The organism is Achromobacter spanius (assembly GCF_039673305.1).
Lineage (GTDB): Bacteria > Pseudomonadota > Gammaproteobacteria > Burkholderiales > Burkholderiaceae_B > Achromobacter > Achromobacter spanius_F.
This window is the reverse complement of record NZ_JBDJLJ010000002.1, coordinates 86,454-102,736: the sequence shown is the minus strand read 5'-3', so window position 1 is coordinate 102,736 and position 16,283 is coordinate 86,454. Positions and strand designations below refer to the sequence as shown.

General features: G+C 65.0%; 19 protein-coding genes and 1 pseudogene. 11 read left to right on the top strand and 9 right to left on the bottom strand.

The window, feature by feature from the left end; translation table 11 throughout:
• Window positions 1–142: 142 nt before the first annotated feature.
• From ABE485_RS31210 to ABE485_RS02520, 4 genes and pseudogenes are all read left to right on the top strand, one after another.
• Window positions 143–241 (top strand): annotated as a pseudogene (locus ABE485_RS31210) (hypothetical protein); the annotation flags it as partial.
• Window positions 242–297: 56 nt separating this feature from the next.
• Window positions 298–1,284 (top strand): tyrosine-type recombinase/integrase, encoded by a 987-nt coding sequence (locus ABE485_RS02530; RefSeq protein ID WP_346513204.1) that lies wholly within the window; start codon window positions 298–300, stop codon window positions 1,282–1,284.
• Between the two features lie 265 nt (window positions 1,285–1,549).
• A complete protein-coding gene (locus tag ABE485_RS02525; protein ID WP_346513202.1) occupies window positions 1,550–1,900 on the top strand; it encodes a hypothetical protein in 351 nt (116 codons plus the stop codon).
• A gap of 2 nt (window positions 1,901–1,902) precedes the next feature.
• Complete coding sequence (locus ABE485_RS02520; RefSeq protein ID WP_346513201.1) at window positions 1,903–2,502, top strand: DUF2946 family protein; 600 nt, start codon at window positions 1,903–1,905, stop codon at window positions 2,500–2,502.
• 18 nt (window positions 2,503–2,520) lie between these two features.
• Here the strand turns inward: ABE485_RS02520 and ABE485_RS02515 are convergent, their stop codons facing one another.
• Together ABE485_RS02515 and ABE485_RS02510 are read right to left on the bottom strand one after the other, a co-directional pair.
• Window positions 2,521–2,979, bottom strand: coding sequence for a nuclear transport factor 2 family protein (locus ABE485_RS02515; RefSeq protein WP_346513200.1), 459 nt, complete (start codon window positions 2,977–2,979; stop codon window positions 2,521–2,523).
• Between the two features lie 96 nt (window positions 2,980–3,075).
• On the bottom strand, window positions 3,076–3,477 hold the full coding sequence (locus tag ABE485_RS02510) for a DoxX family protein (RefSeq protein ID WP_346513198.1): 402 nt from the start codon (window positions 3,475–3,477) through the stop codon (window positions 3,076–3,078).
• A gap of 130 nt (window positions 3,478–3,607) precedes the next feature.
• Here ABE485_RS02510 and ABE485_RS02505 point away from each other — a divergent pair, with 130 nt between their 5' ends.
• From ABE485_RS02505 to ABE485_RS02485, 5 genes are all read left to right on the top strand, one after another.
• Window positions 3,608–4,540: a LysR family transcriptional regulator gene (locus ABE485_RS02505; protein ID WP_346513196.1), complete on the top strand. Its 933-nt coding sequence runs from the start codon at window positions 3,608–3,610 to the stop codon at window positions 4,538–4,540.
• Window positions 4,541–4,550: 10 nt separating this feature from the next.
• Complete coding sequence (locus ABE485_RS02500; protein ID WP_346513195.1) at window positions 4,551–5,132, top strand: NUDIX hydrolase; 582 nt, start codon at window positions 4,551–4,553, stop codon at window positions 5,130–5,132.
• Window positions 5,129–5,899 (top strand): leucyl/phenylalanyl-tRNA--protein transferase, encoded by a 771-nt coding sequence (gene aat / locus ABE485_RS02495; RefSeq protein ID WP_346513194.1) that lies wholly within the window; start codon window positions 5,129–5,131, stop codon window positions 5,897–5,899. The genes ABE485_RS02500 and aat overlap by 4 nt, the downstream gene beginning before the upstream one ends.
• Before the next feature lie 56 nt (window positions 5,900–5,955).
• A complete protein-coding gene (locus tag ABE485_RS02490; RefSeq protein WP_346513193.1) occupies window positions 5,956–6,783 on the top strand; it encodes an arginyltransferase in 828 nt (275 codons plus the stop codon).
• 73 nt (window positions 6,784–6,856) lie between these two features.
• A complete protein-coding gene (locus ABE485_RS02485; protein ID WP_346513192.1) occupies window positions 6,857–7,900 on the top strand; it encodes a quinone-dependent dihydroorotate dehydrogenase in 1,044 nt (347 codons plus the stop codon).
• Window positions 7,901–8,041: 141 nt separating this feature from the next.
• Here ABE485_RS02485 and phaP read toward each other — a convergent pair whose 3' ends face one another.
• Window positions 8,042–8,620 (bottom strand): TIGR01841 family phasin, encoded by a 579-nt coding sequence (gene phaP, locus ABE485_RS02480; protein WP_346513191.1) that lies wholly within the window; start codon window positions 8,618–8,620, stop codon window positions 8,042–8,044.
• Window positions 8,621–9,003: 383 nt separating this feature from the next.
• Here phaP and ABE485_RS02475 point away from each other — a divergent pair, with 383 nt between their 5' ends.
• Window positions 9,004–9,981, top strand: a complete 978-nt coding sequence (locus ABE485_RS02475; protein ID WP_346513190.1) for a tripartite tricarboxylate transporter substrate binding protein BugD — start codon at window positions 9,004–9,006, stop codon at window positions 9,979–9,981.
• 96 nt (window positions 9,982–10,077) lie between these two features.
• Here the strand turns inward: ABE485_RS02475 and ABE485_RS02470 are convergent, their stop codons facing one another.
• The 3 genes from ABE485_RS02470 to ABE485_RS02460 all read right to left on the bottom strand — a co-directional run bounded on the left by ABE485_RS02470 (window position 10,078) and on the right by ABE485_RS02460 (window position 12,755).
• On the bottom strand, window positions 10,078–10,941 hold the full coding sequence (locus ABE485_RS02470; protein WP_346513189.1) for an IclR family transcriptional regulator: 864 nt from the start codon (window positions 10,939–10,941) through the stop codon (window positions 10,078–10,080).
• 153 nt (window positions 10,942–11,094) lie between these two features.
• Window positions 11,095–11,910, bottom strand: a complete 816-nt coding sequence (locus ABE485_RS02465) for a competence/damage-inducible protein A (protein WP_346513187.1) — start codon at window positions 11,908–11,910, stop codon at window positions 11,095–11,097.
• A gap of 35 nt (window positions 11,911–11,945) precedes the next feature.
• Entirely contained in the window at window positions 11,946–12,755 is an 810-nt protein-coding gene (locus ABE485_RS02460) for an EI24 domain-containing protein (protein ID WP_346513186.1), read from the bottom strand.
• A 64-nt stretch (window positions 12,756–12,819) separates the two neighbouring features.
• Here ABE485_RS02460 and ABE485_RS02455 point away from each other — a divergent pair, with 64 nt between their 5' ends.
• Entirely contained in the window at window positions 12,820–13,206 is a 387-nt protein-coding gene (locus tag ABE485_RS02455) for a thioredoxin family protein (RefSeq protein WP_346513185.1), read from the top strand.
• Window positions 13,207–13,292: 86 nt separating this feature from the next.
• Here ABE485_RS02455 and ABE485_RS02450 read toward each other — a convergent pair whose 3' ends face one another.
• The 3 genes from ABE485_RS02450 to ABE485_RS02440 all read right to left on the bottom strand — a co-directional run bounded on the left by ABE485_RS02450 (window position 13,293) and on the right by ABE485_RS02440 (window position 16,225).
• Complete coding sequence (locus tag ABE485_RS02450) at window positions 13,293–14,762, bottom strand: DEAD/DEAH box helicase (RefSeq protein WP_346513184.1); 1,470 nt, start codon at window positions 14,760–14,762, stop codon at window positions 13,293–13,295.
• A gap of 381 nt (window positions 14,763–15,143) precedes the next feature.
• Window positions 15,144–15,479 (bottom strand): AzlD domain-containing protein, encoded by a 336-nt coding sequence (locus ABE485_RS02445; protein ID WP_346513183.1) that lies wholly within the window; start codon window positions 15,477–15,479, stop codon window positions 15,144–15,146.
• Window positions 15,476–16,225, bottom strand: a complete 750-nt coding sequence (locus tag ABE485_RS02440; protein ID WP_346513182.1) for an AzlC family ABC transporter permease — start codon at window positions 16,223–16,225, stop codon at window positions 15,476–15,478. Before ABE485_RS02440 ends, ABE485_RS02445 begins: the two co-directional genes overlap by 4 nt.
• Window positions 16,226–16,283: the final 58 nt, after the last annotated feature.

Genomic DNA, 16,283 nt, shown 5'->3' with positions numbered 1-16,283 from the left:
GTGGCTGGTTCACATCCGGCTTCATCGCGTGGTTGAACTTCCTGTTCAACGTACCGGAGAACGAAATCCGGTTCATGCACGTGATCATTGAGATTGAAGACTAATAAGGCCCGCTCACAGCGCGCTTCGTTTTGGAGGCGATATGACTGTTCTCACGCCTGTTGATCTGGCCAGCCGCTTGCGCATTAGCCCAAGTAAGGCGCGCCAGCTCGCCGCCCCGGGAGGCCCGATCCCTTGCACGAGGATCGGAAAGCTGATCCGGTTTGATGAAATTGACATTCAGGAGTACGAACAGCAATGTCGATCTACTTCGATAAAAGCCGCCGTCGATATCGCTTTGAGTTCGACCGCCTCATTGAAGGCCGAAGAGTCCGGGCTACAAAGCTACTTCCAAAAGCTTGGAATCAAGCCCAGGCGGACAAGTTCGACCGGGAGGAAAGCGGTCGCCTCTACGCGATAGCACAGGGGATAGAGAAGGTCGTCCCGCTTGTCGACACCGCCGTGAGGCACTATCTGGACACGAAGAAGGAACTGAAGTCCTACATGCACGCGGCGAGGCATTTAGCCGCGGCTGCCGAATACTACAAGGGCAAGCGCCTGAACGAATTGGCTGACGTGTCTCAGGATATTCAGGAAAAGGAAGCCGGAAAGTGGAAGCCTGCCACCATGAAGCAGCGGATAGCCCTAGTGCGGGCCGCCTGCCGGTCCCTCTGGAAGGACAAGCGCCTGGATATCCCGGACCCGGCATCCCACGTGTCCCTGCCGGAAGTCAGCAACGAGCGGCGGAATTACGTCACCCGCGCCTGGATGCTGAGAATGTGCCGCAAGATCAGCAATAGGAAAGCCCGGGCTCTTCTGCTGATCGCCTTCTATTCAGGCATGCGCAGGGGGGAGATTTGGTCAGCCAAGGTTCAGGGTGACCACTTCGTTCTGGCCGACACCAAGAACGGCGAGCCTCGCAACATCCCCGTCATGGGGAAAGTGGCGCACTATGCCCGCAAGCACTTGCCCCCCAAGATCAGCTATCGTTCCCTGATGATCTGGCTCAAGAAAGGTGCTGCAGCGATTGAGCGCCCTGAATTGACACTGCACGACCTGCGCCACAGCACGGCCAGCAACATGGTTCAGGCCGGTGTTCCGCTGTATACAGTGGGGAAGGTTCTAGGGCACAAGTCGACCGCATCCACGGCGCGCTATGCCCACTTGGCGACCGACTCCCTACAGGCGGCGCTGCAGCAGATTTCCGCCCAGAAGGCACCCCGAAAAGGTGTGGGGGAAAATTGACCATCGGCGTGTTTTCGGTGGTGTTAGTGGCGAGTTTTACGGGCTATCTCCCCAGGGAAGCCTCGTAAATCGCTGTATGCTTATACAGCATTAAAGCATTGCAAATCCGTGTACGTCGGTTCGATTCCGGCTTGCGCCTCCAGCATCTTTCTTTGGCACCCCCCTCCTTTTTGGCAGCCCCTGCCAGCATCTCGTTACCCATCCCTACGCCCGGTCAGTCGGATGATTGCTATGGTGACGCCGTTTCCATTTGAACGACGATTCCATGCATAAGATTTCGGGTTCGCACACGCCGGGTTCGCACACGCGCGCAAGCCGCCGCGCTTCTTCTTTGTTGACGCTGTCGGCCGCCGCGCTGATTTCCCTGGCGCCCCTTGCCGTTGAAGCCGGCGACAAGCACCATCATCGCCACAAAGGCGGCGATTACAAAGAGAAGTACTGGGACGGCGCCTGTAAAGTCGAGCGCAAATGGAAGCGCAATGGCGACTACAGCGAAAAGCGCAAGTGCCGCGACGACTATGCTTACGGCTACGCGCCTCAACCTGTGGCGGTTCCCATGATGCCGGTGCAACCCGCCATCGTCATTACGCCGCCTGCGATCATCATCCGCCCCTGACCATGGACCAATCGGTGAAAGACGCCCTTGCCCGCTGGCCGAATGTGCCGGCGGTGCACGGCTGGCTGTCGCTCGATGCGCGCGGCCGCTGGCGCCTGCATCCGCAAGGCCAGGCCGCCGACGGCGGGCCCGGCGAACCGATCACCAACACGCAGATCCTGGAGTTCATCGGCCGCAATTACGGACACGACGAGGCCGGCCGCTGGTTCTTCCAGAACGGGCCCCAGCGGGTGTTCGTACGCCTGGACGCCGCGCCCTTCGTGCTGCGGCTCGCCGACGACAGCGGCGCCCTGATCACGCACACGAACGCGGCGGTGGAGTCTGTCGGCAGTTGGTGGCTGGATGAGCATGGGCAGCTCTACGCGATCACCCCGCTGGGCGGCGGGATCGTACTGGACCGCGATCTGCCGCCGCTGCTGGACACCATGACCACGGACGACGGCGCCCCCTTGCTGGATGCGCTGGATGCGGTGGCTCCCGGCCGCGCTATCACCGCGGCCTTTCCAGGCGCCTACGCCGCCGCGCCGCTGCAATCCATTGCCGCGCGGAACATCCCAGAGCGCCTGGGATTCATCCCCTGCCCTCAGGCCGAGCCGGCCTGACTTCACTGACGAAAGGCGTCAGAACATCCCGTTGGCGTTCGCCGATTGCTCGGGAATGGGCTGCACGGCATCCCAATGCTCGACGATCTTCCCGCCCTCCAGGCGGAAGATATCGATGATGGCATTGCCGCGCGTGCCGGGCTCGCGCACCGCATGCACATGCAGGATGACGTAGTCGCCATCGGTGAAGACGCGCTTGATTTCGCTGCGCGAATTGGGAAACTTGTCGCGCAGGTAGGCGACGAACCGGCGAAAGCCCTCGGGGCCGTCAGCGGCATTGGGGTTGTGCTGCACGTAACGCTCGCCCACGTAGGCCAGCGCGGCATCCGCGTCTTTCTGGTTCAGGCCTTTTTCGTAGAAGGCCAGCACCGCCTGCTTGTTGGCGGCCTCCTGTTCGGCCGACGCATGGGCGCCGGGAGACAGCACCGCGGCAAACACCAGGGCGCCCAGCGCGCGTTTGATCCATGGCTGTGACATGAAGACTCCGGAAATGAAAAGGTGGCGGGCCATTCTATGGCTGCGCCACCCCGCGGGCCATGCCCGCCACGGTAAACAGACTGGTGCGCGCGGCGCTCAGCCGCGGGAGCTCTTGACCAGCGCGAACTTGCCGTCGCCCAGCAGCGCGAGCGCGGCCGCGGCCACGGTCAGGAAGATCGGGTATTCCCAGCCGCCGCCCGCATTGCCGAACCCCCAGCCATTGCCGAAGTGCACGGTCGACGCGACAAAGAGCTGCACGACCGCGATGGCGGCGACCCAGCGCGGCACTATGCCCAGGATCAGCAGGACGCCCGCGCCCACCTCGAAGAACGTGACGGGGTAGGCGAGCCATCCGGCAAAGCCGATCTTGGCGAAGAACTGCGCGGTGCCGGGCAGCGTGAAGACGAGCAGCTTGGTCAGGCCATGGGCCAGGAACATCACGCCAAGCGCCACGCGCAGGAGCAGCGCGGCATAGGGTGCGGTGCGGGTATCAGTCATTGGGTCATCCTTGTGCGGTACACGAATCGCCCGGAACGGGTGGATTCTTCTTGGACCGTATTCTTGCGATTCCAAAAACAAAGATAAACATGCAGAATTGCAAATTATTGTTCCTAGATAGGAAACAATCTTGGACACCCACACCGCCATGCAGACCTACGCCAAGGTCGTCGAACTGGGCTCATTCGCGGCTGCGGCCGACAAAATGGGCCAGGCGCGTTCCGTGGTCACGCGGCAGATCGCCTACCTGGAACAGAAGTACGGCGTACGGCTGCTCAACCGCACCACCCGCAAGCTCAGCATGACGGATGCCGGCCGCGCGTTCTACGAGCGCGTGCGGCCAATCCTGGCCGAAGTCGCGGACCTTGAAATGTCGCTGCAGGCCGAAGGCCAGCGGCCCAGCGGCCGGCTGCGCGTCAGCGCTCCCGTGTCGTTCGGCATCCTGCATCTGGGCCCGGCCATTGCCGAGTATCTGCAGCGCTATCCCGACGTGGTGATAGACCTGGACCTGAATGACCGCGTGGTCGATCTGGTGGAAGACGGCTACGACGTCGCCGTGCGCATCGGGCCGCTGCTGGACTCCTCGCTGGTGGCTCGGCCATTGGCGCCCCAGCAGTTGCTGGTCTGCGCCGCCCCGTCCTACCTGAAGCGCCACGGCGCGCCGGCCGTGCCCGACGACCTCAAGCAGCACCGCTGCCTGCACTATGCCTACGCCAGCACCGGCAACGAATGGCACTTCGAGAAAGACGGCGTGACGCACGTGGTGCGCGTGAACGCGGCGTTGCGCGCCAATAACGGCGATGTGCTGCGCACGGCCGCGCTGGCCGGCCACGGCATCATCCTGCAGCCGGAGTTCCTGGTGGGCGACGACATCCGCGCCGGGCGCCTGACGGCGCTGCTGACCGACTACGCCCATACCCCCATATCCATGGTCGCCGTCTACCCGCACCGCCGCTTCCTGTCGCCCAAGGTGAGATCCTTCGTCGAACACCTGGAAGAACGCTTCGGCAGCCCCGCCCCGGCGGCTCCGGCCCGGCGCGCCACGACCCGCCGCAGCCGTTAGAATCGTACCCATGACCGCCAAACCGCCCATCGAATACTTCCCCGCTCCGCGCCGTTCCCATTTCTGCAGCCAGTGCGGCTCGCCGGTCAACCGCCGGGTGCCGGAAGGCGACAACCGCGAGCGCGACATCTGCGATCACTGCGGCGCGATCCACTATCAGAACCCCCGCCTGGTGGTTGGCACCGTCCCCGTCTGGGAAAACCGCGTGCTGCTCTGCCGCCGCGCCATCGAGCCGCGCTACAACACCTGGACGCTGCCCGCCGGCTTCATGGAGCTGGGGGAAAGCACCGCGCAAGGGGCCGCGCGCGAAACGCTGGAAGAATCCGGCGCGAAGATCCAGCTTGGCGACATCTACACCATCATCGATGTGCCGCAGATCGAACAGGTGCACGTGTTCTACCTGGCCCAGGCCTTGGGCCCCGAGCTGGACCCGGGCCCCGAAAGCCTGGAAGCCCGCTTTTACGAAGAATCCGAGATCCCCTGGGACGACCTGGCTTTCCGCACCGTGGCGAGCACCCTGCGGCTGTTCTTCGAGGACCGCAAGCGCGGAACGTTCGGGCCTCACCACTACACCCTCGAATCGCACCGTTGAAACTGCCCTGGCTTGCCGCCGACACCCCGTTTCCCCCTGCGGAATTCGCACTGACGGATCCGGACGGCCTGCTGGCCGCCGGGGCGGACCTGTCCCCGGCCCGGCTCGTCCAGGCCTATTCGAACGGCATTTTTCCCTGGTATTCGGAAGGCGAGCCCGTCCTGTGGTGGAGCCCCGATCCACGCATGGTGCTGGGTATCAAGGACTTTGCGCCTTCCCATTCACTGCGCAAGCTGCTCAGGCAGGTTGCCAGCCAGGAGCACGACGCCGCCCCGCGCGTGCGGGTCCGCGTCGACACCGCCTTCCCGCAGGTCATGGCCGCCTGCGCGGCGCCGCGCGACGGGCAGCCCGGCACGTGGATCACCACCGCCATGCAGGAGGCCTACCGGGCCTGGCACGAGGCCGGCTTCGTGCACAGCATCGAAACCTGGATCGACGGCGAACTCGCGGGCGGGCTCTATGGAATCAGCCTGGGGCGCATGTTCTTCGGCGAGTCCATGTTCACGCGCTCGCCCAATGCATCCAAGATCGCGCTGGCCTACCTGGTGCGCTACCTGGACGCGCAAGGGGTGGAATGGATCGACTGCCAGCAGCAGACGCGGCACCTGGCCAGCATGGGCGCCCGCCCGCTGCCCCGCGCGCGGTTCCTTGAGCACGTGCGCAAGACGACCGCGCTGCCCCGCATTGCCTGGGCGACCGGCACGCTCGACAGCCTCGGACGACTGCACCCGGACGCACCCGCGGCGCCCCATCCCGGCTCAGGTTAAGCGTTAATATGTAGCCACTCCCGTCACGGGCTAGCCGCCGCTTTACGGGATTTTCAATGAGCCAGCTTAAAGAACTACCCTTCTCCACGCTGCAGTTCTACGCGACCGCCCCTTACCCTTGCAGCTACCTGCCGGGTCGCCAGGCCCGGTCGCAAGTCGCCGCGCCCGGCCACCTGATCAACGCGGGCACCTACTCCCAGCTTGTCGAACAGGGATTTCGCCGCAGCGGCCTGTTCACCTACCGTCCCCATTGCGACAATTGCCACGCCTGCGTGCCCGTGCGCGTGGACACGGCGGCCTTCACCCCCAACCGCAGCCAGCGCCGCGCCTGGCGAGACCACCAGCACCTGCAATCCTTTGTCGCCGAGCTGGCCTGGTCGCCCGAGCACTACCGCCTCTACACCCGCTATCAGCAGGGGCGCCACCCGGGCGGCGGCATGGATGAAGACAGCCGCACCCAGTATGCGCAGTTCCTGCTCACCAGCCGCGTGAACACCCGGCTGGTGGAATTCCGCAATCCCGACGGCGTGCTGATGATGGTGTCCATCATCGACGTGCTGGACGACGGGCTGTCCTCTGTCTATACCTTCTACGACCCCGATATCGCCGATGGCCTGGGCACCTACAGCATCCTCTGGCAGGTGGAACAGTGCCGCGCGCTGAACCTGCCCTGGCTGTACCTGGGCTACTGGATCGCGGACAGCCGCAAGATGTCCTATAAGTCGGCCTTCCGGCCGGCCCAGTTCCTGGTGGATGGCCAGTGGGGCGACAAGCCGCAGGCGCCTGTCACGGAAGCGCCCGCCGCAGGGGCGCCTGCCGCAGGATCGCCTGCCGCAGGGTCGCCTGCCGCAGGGTCGCCTGCCGCAGAATCATCCTCCCGCTGAATTCTCCCTGCATATCCGCCGCGCCCCCGCATCCCCCGCAAGGCCGGCTCGATTCGCTCTACAATTGCGCCCCATGTCGATCCTCTTCCACGCCTACCCCCTGGCCCGCCCGGCGCTGTTCGCCATGGACGCGGAAACCGCCCACGAAGTTACTTTGTCGGGCCTGCAGCGCGCCTACGAGTGCGGCGCCACGCGCAAGCTCATGCATGCGCAGCCCAAGGCGCCCTGCACACTGATGGGAATGCAGTTGGCCAACCCGATCGGGCTGGCGGCGGGCCTGGACAAGAATGGCGCCTATATCGACGCGCTCGGCAACCTGGGTTTCGGTTTCATCGAAGTGGGCACGGTGACCCCGCGCGCGCAGCCCGGCAATCCCAAGCCGCGCATGTTTCGCCTGCCGCGCGCCAATGCGCTGATCAACCGGCTGGGCTTCAACAACCAGGGATTGGATGCCTTCCTGGCCAATGTGCAGCGCAGCGAATGGCGCAAGCAGGGCGGGATCCTGGGGCTGAACATCGGCAAGAACGCGGATACGCCCATCGAACGCGCCGCCGACGACTATCTCATCGGCCTGCAGGGCGTCTACCCGCATGCCGACTACGTGACGGTGAATATCTCGTCGCCCAACACCAAGAACCTGCGCGCGCTGCAAAGCGGGGACGAATTGTCCGCCCTGCTGGGACAACTGGCCGACAAGCGCCGGGCCCTAGAAGACCAGCACCAGCGCCGCGTGCCGATGGCCGTGAAGATCGCCCCCGACCTGACCCAGGAGCAGATCGACGCCATCGCCGACATCCTGCCGCGCCATGGCATCGATGGCGTCATTGCCACCAACACCACCCTGTCGCGCGAAGCGGTGGCGGGCCAGGCGCACGCCGACGAAGCCGGCGGACTGTCCGGCGCGCCCGTGCACCAGCTGTCGCTGGCTGTCATCCGCCGCCTGAAGGAGCAGCTGGGCAACAGCCTGGCGATCATCGGGGTGGGCGGAGTGATGTCGGGCCAGCAGGCCCGCGAAAAGATGGAAGCGGGCGCCGACGCGGTGCAGCTGTACACGGGCCTGATCTACCGCGGTCCGGGCCTGGTGGGCGAATGCGTGCGGGCCGTGGCGCGTCGCTGAACACCGTCCGAATCTCCGCCAGAAGCCCTGCCCAGGGGCAAAAAAAAGGGGCCACCCTGTGGGTGGCCCTAATTCCAGCTCTGCTCTGTCACTCAACAGTACTACATTACTGCGATTTGCGCAGCATCGCGCGCCAAAAACTTAGGCGCTGCGACGGCTACGGCTGGCGACCTTGGTGGCGGCATCGGCGGCATCCGTGGCAGCCTTGAAGGTCGCGTTGGCGGCGGCATTCAGGTTCGACTCGGCGACTTCAGCGGCTTGCTTGGCGGCCTTGGTCATCGAATCGTAGGCGCTGGTCGCGGTGGCCAGCGAGGACTTGATCAGGGCAACGGCGCTTTCGGAGCCGGTCGGGGCGTTCTTGGAGAACTGTTCGACGGCGTCGGTCAGCTGCTGCTGGCCTTCGGCGATCTGTTCTTCGGTCAGCTTGACCAGGCTGCCTTGCACGCCGGCGACGATGTCGTACACGTGCTTGGTGTAGGCCAGGGCCTTTTCGGCGCCCGGTTGCAGCAGGCCCGAGGCAAACGCAGCGGCTTCCTGCGGATCTTTCACTTCAGCGGCTTGCTGCGACTTCTGGGCGACTTCGTCCAGCGTGGCCTTCACGACCTTCAGGTTCAATTCGACCAGCTTCTCGAAACCGGCGAAAACGGCGGTCTGGGCAGCCACGATGGTGTTGATGCTGGCCTTTTGACGGTCCAGGACTTGTTGCGGGATTGCGCTCATAGGATGCTCCTCTCAGGGTAGCCGGAGGCTGTCCGGCAAATAAGGATGGTTGTCTGCGACGAACTATAGAAACGTGCGCGGAAACTGGTACTACAAGCTACCGCCGGCCCGTTTGATGCACTGCACAATTCACATTCTAGACTGGGCAGAAATCTTGTCAAGCAGTTTTTGTGCGGCGCAACAAGTGTTTGCACTTTTATGGTGCGCCCCCTTTTCCGGCTTGATCCTGCTCAACGATTTCCCATGATTCGGGAAATACCGGACATGACGCGGTATCAATTCTTTTCTACACTGCTTTCACGCTGATGACAGACAAATACAAACGAAATATCAGCGGTTCATAACTAAATCGCAGCAAGCAAAATCCTGCAATCGGAGACCTCATGACTTTCATCCCCCGCACGCTTTCGGCCCTGTTCGCGGCCGGTGCCCTGCTCGCGGCCGGCGCCGCGCAAGCGGAATTTCCGGAACGCCCCATCAACATGGTGGTGCCGTTCGCTGCTGGCGGCCCGACCGACAACGTCGCCCGCTCGCTCGCGGAAGCCATGCGGCCCTCCCTGGGCCAGACGGTCGTGGTCGAAAACAAGGGCGGCGCCGGCGGCACCATCGGCACCACCCAGGTCGCACGCGCGCAACCGGATGGCTATTCCATCCTGCTGATGCACGCCGGCTTCTCGACCGCCCCCTCGCTCTACAAGAATCCGGGGTATGACCCCTTCAAGAGTTTCGAGCCCATCGGCCTGGTGGTCGACGTGCCGATGACCATCATCGCCCGTTCGGACTTCCCGCCCAACACCATCGCGGAACTCGCCGACTACGTCAAAAAGAACAAGGACAAGGTATCCCTGGCCAACGCCGGCATCGGCGCCGCCAGCCATCTGTGCGGCACCATGCTGGTCGAAGCGCTGGGCGTTCAGCTGCTGACCATCCCCTACAAGGGCACGGCGCCGGCCATGAACGACCTGCTCGGCAAACAGGTCGACCTGATGTGCGACCAGACCACCAACACCACGCAACAGATCGAAAGCGGCAAGGTGAAGGCCTATGCCGTGACCAGCCTGCAGCGTGTGCCCACGCTGCCCAAGCTGCCCACCATGGACGAGTCCGGCTACAAGGGCTTCGAAGTGGGCATCTGGCACGGAATGTGGGTGCCGAAGGGCACGCCCAAGCCCGTCGTGGACAAGCTCGTCAAGAGCCTGCAGGCCGGGCTGGCCGATCCCAAGTTCCAGGAGCGCATGAAGCAGCTGGGCGCAACGGTGCTGACGTCCGAAGCCAATCCGCAAGCCCTGGAAGCCAAGGTCAAGCAGCAGGTCCCGCAGTGGGCCGAACTGTTCAAGAAGGCTGGCGTCGAGCAGCAATAACCGCAGCGCTCGCGGCGCCGGGCGGCCTCGCCCGGCGACCGGGCCCCAACCAAAAAAGCTCCCTTGCGGGAGCTTTTTTCATGGGCCTTGCCCGCGCTAGGATCGCAGGGTTTCAGCCGCCATGCCCAGGCCGTTGAAGCCGGAGGACACCGACGGTTCATAGCCCAGCGCCTCCGAAATGCTGGCGGCGGTGTCGACCAGCGCCTTGATCCAGTCGTCCTGCAGGCGTTCGGCGGGCGCCGAGATCGACAGGCCGGCCACCAGCTTGCCGGTGTCGTCGAAGATGCCGGCCGCGATGCAGCGCACGCCAAGTTCCAGTTCTTCGTTGTCGCGCGCGTAGCCGTGGCGGCGCACCAGCGCCAGTTCGCGTTCGAGCTTGTCCAGGTCGGTCAGGCTGTTGCGCGTATGGCCCGCCAGCCCGGTGCGCAGCGCGTACGCGCGGACCTGGCGGGTATCGCCGGTGGACAGGAACAGCTTGCCGGTGGAAGTCAGGTGCAGGGGCGCGCGACCGCCGATGGCCCGCACCACCTGCATGCCTGAACGTTCGCTCCAGGCGCGGTCGATGTAAACGATCTCGTCGCCCTGCTGGACCGACAGGTTGATGGTTTGCCCGGTCAGCTTGTGCAGCGACCGCATGGCCGGAATGGCGGCCTCGCGGACGTTGAGCCGCCCCTTGACCAGCGAACCCAGTTCCAGCAGGCGCATGCCGAGCTGGTACAGGCCGTTGTCGACGCGTTCGACATAGCGGCCCACGACCAGGTCGTTCAGGATGCGGTGCGCCGTGGACGCGTGCAGGCCCGTGGTGGCGGACAATTCCTTGAGCGTCACCGGATCGGGCTGCGCGGCCAGGGCATCCAGCAGCCGCATGGCGCGCTCGATGACCTGGATGGCGATGGGATGGGCGGAAGCGCCTTCGGATTCGGCGTCCAGGGGATTGCGGGGAGTCGGAAGACGGGCCATAGAAGAAAATTGGGCTAGCGCCGCATCGCCAAGAAAACGCGTTGCGGCATCGCAGCAAACAGTTCTTTCCCGTATTGTGAAATTTATGAGGCCGTTTGGCAATCAGAATTTGATTAAAAATCCGGCCCCTCGGCCCTTTCAGCGTCCTGTAATTCAGGCCGCCGCGGGCGGCGCAAGCTTGCCGCCCAGGCGGAGCACTTCCGCCCGAAGGAAGTCCAGCGCCTCGGCCGCCCCCTCGGGATCCCCCTTCACGCCCAGTTCGATGTGGGGCGTTCCGCCTGCCTCCCCGACGCTGGGCAGGCTGAAGGCGCGCACGCCGGGCCAGCGCGATTCGACGCTGACCATCGCCGGCGTGATGCGCGATTCGGGCATGCTGAAAACCAGGAACGAATGCTCGATATGGGACCGCACATGCTGCAGCGCACGATAGCGCGTGTCCAGCGTCCATTCCAGCATCGGCCAGGCCATCACCGGAAAGCCCGGCACGAAGGTGTGATCGTGGATGAAGAAGCCCGGAATTCGGTTGTAGGGATTCGGAACGACCTCGCAGCCCTGGGGGAACATGCCCATTTGCAGGCGCTGCTGGTTCTCGGGCGCGCTCATGTCGGCCGTTCCCTGCCCCTTGTCCGCCATCTCGCGGGTGCGCAGCGCGATCGCCTGCTCGGCCTCGGGGTGCAGCGCGAGCGGCAGGCCCAGGGCGGCAGCCGCGGCCTGGCGGGTATGGTCGTCGGGCGTGCCGCCGATGCCGCCGCACGAAAACACCACGTCGCCGGTGGCGAAGCTGCGCTTGTAGGCGGCCACCAGCGCGTCGCGGTCATCCGGCAGGAACTCGGCCCAGCTCAGGTGCATGCCGCGCGCGCTCAGGAGTTCGACGATCTTGGAGAAGTGCTTGTCCTGGCGGCGGCCGGAGAGGATTTCATCTCCGACGATGATGAGGCCAATGCGGCGGGCGGCGGATTCTGCGGCCATGTCCGGTTCCATAGGGGTGAGAGTGAATAAGGGGGTCAGACGTCGATGACGCGGTCCTGGCGCAGGCGCTTGAGCGCTTCCAGGCCGTAATGCGCGTAGACCAGCGCCGAGAACACCGGCAGGATGACCCACGCGGGCGGCAGCAGGTTCAGCAGCGAACAGATCAGCCCGATGGTCCAGAAGCCGCCGTTGTTCCGTTCCAGGATCAGCTTGCGTTCGGACGGGCTGGCATGTTCGACGATCGCGTCCACCCGCATCATGCGCGAGAACGCGAACGCCCACCAGAATATCGACAGCACGATAGCCATGGGAGGCACCAGCCACAGCGGCAGGGTCAGCACCCAGCCCGCGGCGAAGGCGGCGGACACCCAGACCGCATTCCATACGCTGACCGCCGTGGAGAACTTTCCGCGGCGGCCCACCGTGGCGTATTCGCGCTGGCCGACGTGGCGTAGCACCAGCGGCATGACGAACACGGCGGCGATCGCCAGCCCGAGGATGCCGGACACCGGCAGCAGGATGGCCGCCGCGATGACCGGGATGAAGTAGATCTTGAGTGAAAACAGCCCCACCGCGACCAGCCATTCGTCGACGCGATTGACGACGTCCCACTGCGAGACCTCCATGCGCAACCAGTCGGTCAGCGGGGTCCAGAACAGCCACAGCAACAGGAAGGCGCCGATCAGCGCGATCAGGAAAGGCAGCAGCACCGCGAACAGCATGGTCGGGTGGCACTGGGACACCAGCGCGCGCTTGAATGCCTGGCCCACGCTGGCGGCGCCGGCGCCCGCACCGGAAAGGCGGCCGTTCTCGGGCGGGGCGGAATCGGTGCGCAAGACGGTCATGGCTCTGGAAAATAAGGGGTGGACATCCCGGGTATGATAGTCAAACACGCCCTGATCTGCTCACATGTCCCTGCTTACACCCGGTACCGACCTGGCCCTCCTGCGCGCGCGGCTGGGCGCAACGCCCGACACCTGGCTGGTCGCCTGTTTCTGCGCGGCCTGGTGCGATACCTGCGAAGAATACAAACCCAAGCTGCTTGCCCTGGCCAACGCCATGCCGCAGCACGTCTTCGCCTGGATCGACATCGAAGACCATGCCGAACTGCTGGGCGACGAAGACGTCGAGAACTTCCCCACGCTGCTGGTGCAGATCGGTCCGCGCGTCGTGTTCTACGGGCCCATGCTGCCGCATATCGGCCACCTGGAACGCCTGTTGGAAAGCCTGGACGAAAACAGCGCCCCGGTCGCCACCGCCCTGCCCGACCTGCCCAGGATGCTGGCCGCCGCCTGACGCAGCGCCATTCGCGCATTCAACAAAAAACCCGCAAGGCCGGAAGGCTTCGCGGGTTTTTTTGCGGGACAGGCCGTCCGGGCGAATCAGGGCTTGCGGCTGCCGCCCAGCAGGACCGCGACCTGGCGCTTGGGCGCCGTGGCCGGCGCGGCGTTCCTGGCGGGCTGGTCTTCGGCCTGCGCCGACGCGGCCGAGGGCTCGTAGGGCTTCAGGAAGAAGTCGTCGACCGGCTGGCGCGAGCCGCCGGACGAATAGCTCGAACGGCGGTCGGAAGAACGGCCGCGTTCGCCACGCCCTTCGCGGCCGCCATCGCGGCCTTCACGCGAGTGCGAGCCGCCATCGCTGCGGCGATGGCTGCGCGCGATCAGGTCCGAGGGCACGTCCAGCGTACCGCGCGGCACTTCGCGCTTGATCAGCTTTTCGATGTCGAGCAGGAATCGCTCTTCATCGGCGGTGAACAGCGCGATGGCCTCGCCCGATGCGCCCGCGCGGCCGGTGCGGCCGATGCGGTGGACGTAGTCTTCGGCGTTGTAGGGCAGATCGTAGTTGATGACGCAAGGCACGCCGGCGACGTCCAGACCACGCGCGGCCACATCGGTCGCGACCAGCACTTCGAGTTCGCCGGCCTTGAAGGCCTCGAGCGCCTTCATGCGGTCGGCCTGGGTCTTGTCGCCGTGGATCGATTCGGCTTTCACGCCGTCGCGTTCCAGGTCGCGCGCAAGGCGCGCCGTGCCGATCTTGGTGTTGGAAAAGACGATGACCTGATTGAGCCCGCGCGACTTCACCAGGTGGACGACGGCGGCGCGCTTGGCGTCGCTGGTCATCTTGTAGGCGATCTGCGTGATCGTCGTGGCCGTGGCGTTGCGCGCCGCGACCTCGATTTCGACGGGGTGATTCAGGTACGAGCGGCCCAGCTTGCGGATTTCATTGCTGAAGGTGGCCGAGAACAGCAGGCCCTGACGCTGCGCGGGCAGCAGGCGGATGATGCGTTCCAGGTCCGGCAGGAAGCCCATGTCGAGCATGCGGTCGGCTTCGTCCAGCACCAGGATGCCGACCTGGCTCAGGTTCACGTTCTTTTGTTCGACGTGGTCCAGCAGGCGGCCCGGCGTGGCGACCAGCACCTCGCATCCGCGGCGCAGCGCTTCCTTCTGCGGGCCGATATCCACGCCCCCGAACACCACGGCCGAGCGCAGCGGCGTCTGCTTGCTGTAGCGCTTGACGCTTTCGTAGACCTGGTCCGCCAGTTCGCGCGTCGGCGTGAGGATGAGCGCGCGCACCGGATGCCGGGCGGGCGATGCGCTGGTGTTGGCCAGCGGCATGAGCCGATGCAGGATGGGCAGCGTGAAGGCGGCCGTCTTGCCCGTGCCGGTCTGGGCGGCGCCCATGACGTCGCGCCCTTCCACGACGACGGGAATGGCTTGCGCCTGGATGGGCGTGGGAGTGGTGTAGCCGGTTTCGGCGATGGACTGCAACAGCAGGGGATGCAACCCGAAATCGGCGAACGTCGGCGCGGGCGCCTCAGCGGTGGGTGCTACGGATTGAGTGGATTCAGTCATCAGGGTTTGGCAGATACCGGGACCAGTGAAAAAGAACAAAACGAGAGTGCTACATGCACTGCTCTACATATGCATCGGGGCAACCCGAATACGCGTGATCGCATCGTGACGGCGCGTAAATCGCCGCGATTCGCCAGCGGCTTCGCGGACAATCGGCGCCCTGCCTTGCAGGCCAGTCGGCGCATTCTGGGTTCGATACCTATGAGGGCAGTACCAGGCCCGGATTGCTGTGGATAACTTAATTTTAGCGCAGGCGCATTACCACACGGTCAAACCGCCGTCCGTCGGCCAGGGTGGCGGCCCCGAATGGCCGGTGCAAAAGGGTGGTAGGCCCGGTACGGGCGTCCACCCAGTGGACACACCGAGACCAAAATCAGGCCGTCAACTCGCCAGCCAGCGCAATCCCCACAGCACCAGCATGCCGACGACGATCACCAGCACCGCGCTGCGCGTGCGCAGAAAAACCAGGATCGCGACCAGCCCGGCCACGAGCTTGTAGTCGAATACGGGGCCCAGCCCCGCCTTCCAGGGCAGCAGGTCGGGGACGACGATGGCCGTGAGCGCCGCGGCGGGCGCATAGCGCAAGGCCCGGCGCACGTTGTCGGACAAGGGGATGTAGTCGCCGAACAGCATGAACCCGGCGCGCGTGAGCACGCTGCACAGTGCAAGCAGCAGGATGGCGCTGTAGACGTAGATTTCGGAAGTCCAGAGCGTCATGGGCGTGCCTTGAAGAAACGTTCGGCCCACATGCCGCCGATCACGCCGGCGATGACCGCCGCGGCCAGGCCCAGGCGCAGCGGCAGCGCCTGGCCGACCCAGGCGACCACGCCGGCCGCCAACATGGACACCAGCATGGGCTTGGAACTGGCCAGCGGCACCGTGATGGCCAGCAGGGCCAGCACGGCGGCGAAATCCAGCGACCAATCCGTGGGCACCATGGCGCCCAGGTAGATGCCGACGATCGAGGACGACTGCCAGACCAGCCAGCCCGGCGCGATGGTGCCCAGGAAGAACCACAGCTGCTCGCGCGTGCCGCGCTCGACCGAATCGCCGAAGCGCGGCATGAACAGCACGAAACCCATGTCGGTCGTGAAATACCCCAGCCCCAGCCGCTTGGGCCAGGACAGGTGGCGGAAATACGGCTGCAGCGCCGCGCCGAAGATGATGAAGCGCAGGTTGACGACGCAGCCAGCCGCAAAGATCAGCCACAACGGCGCGCCGGCGGCGATCAGCGGCAGCGACGTCAATTGCGCCGATCCCGCGTACAGCAGCAGGGTCATGGCCAGCGCCATGGATTCGGTCAGCCCGGACTTGACCATCGCGACGCCGGTCACCAGGCCCCAGGTCGCGGTGGCGATCAGCGCGGGCACGATGGCGTGCACGCCGGCGCGAAAGGCGGTCAGGCGTTCCTGGCGGACCAGGGCTGGGTCTTCGGATTCAGGAAGCGCGGATTCAGAGGACAACGGCTGGCCCCTGGCGATTCAGACAGGACGACATGGAAACTCTATGGGAAGAAAACAC

Excerpts from the sequence above, each read along its gene's own strand:
- ABE485_RS02465 (WP_346513187.1), bottom strand. The coding sequence starts at position 11,910 with ATGGCCGCAGAATCCGCCGCCCGCCGCATTGGCCTCATCATCGTCGGA.
- ABE485_RS02520 (WP_346513201.1), top strand. The coding sequence starts at position 1,903 with ATGGACCAATCGGTGAAAGACGCCCTTGCCCGCTGGCCGAATGTGCCG.
- ABE485_RS02515 (WP_346513200.1), bottom strand. The coding sequence starts at position 2,979 with ATGTCACAGCCATGGATCAAACGCGCGCTGGGCGCCCTGGTGTTTGCC.
- ABE485_RS02500 (WP_346513195.1), top strand. The coding sequence starts at position 4,551 with ATGACCGCCAAACCGCCCATCGAATACTTCCCCGCTCCGCGCCGTTCC.
- ABE485_RS02445 (WP_346513183.1), bottom strand. The coding sequence starts at position 15,479 with ATGACGCTCTGGACTTCCGAAATCTACGTCTACAGCGCCATCCTGCTG.
- ABE485_RS02530 (WP_346513204.1), top strand. The coding sequence starts at position 298 with ATGTCGATCTACTTCGATAAAAGCCGCCGTCGATATCGCTTTGAGTTC.
- ABE485_RS02455 (WP_346513185.1), top strand. The coding sequence starts at position 12,820 with ATGTCCCTGCTTACACCCGGTACCGACCTGGCCCTCCTGCGCGCGCGG.
- phaP (WP_346513191.1), bottom strand. The coding sequence starts at position 8,620 with ATGAGCGCAATCCCGCAACAAGTCCTGGACCGTCAAAAGGCCAGCATC.
- ABE485_RS02470 (WP_346513189.1), bottom strand. The coding sequence starts at position 10,941 with ATGGCCCGTCTTCCGACTCCCCGCAATCCCCTGGACGCCGAATCCGAA.
- ABE485_RS02460 (WP_346513186.1), bottom strand. The coding sequence starts at position 12,755 with ATGACCGTCTTGCGCACCGATTCCGCCCCGCCCGAGAACGGCCGCCTT.
- ABE485_RS02475 (WP_346513190.1), top strand. The coding sequence starts at position 9,004 with ATGACTTTCATCCCCCGCACGCTTTCGGCCCTGTTCGCGGCCGGTGCC.
- ABE485_RS02510 (WP_346513198.1), bottom strand. The coding sequence starts at position 3,477 with ATGACTGATACCCGCACCGCACCCTATGCCGCGCTGCTCCTGCGCGTG.
- ABE485_RS02450 (WP_346513184.1), bottom strand. The coding sequence starts at position 14,762 with ATGACTGAATCCACTCAATCCGTAGCACCCACCGCTGAGGCGCCCGCG.
- ABE485_RS02490 (WP_346513193.1), top strand. The coding sequence starts at position 5,956 with ATGAGCCAGCTTAAAGAACTACCCTTCTCCACGCTGCAGTTCTACGCG.
- ABE485_RS02485 (WP_346513192.1), top strand. The coding sequence starts at position 6,857 with ATGTCGATCCTCTTCCACGCCTACCCCCTGGCCCGCCCGGCGCTGTTC.
- ABE485_RS02525 (WP_346513202.1), top strand. The coding sequence starts at position 1,550 with ATGCATAAGATTTCGGGTTCGCACACGCCGGGTTCGCACACGCGCGCA.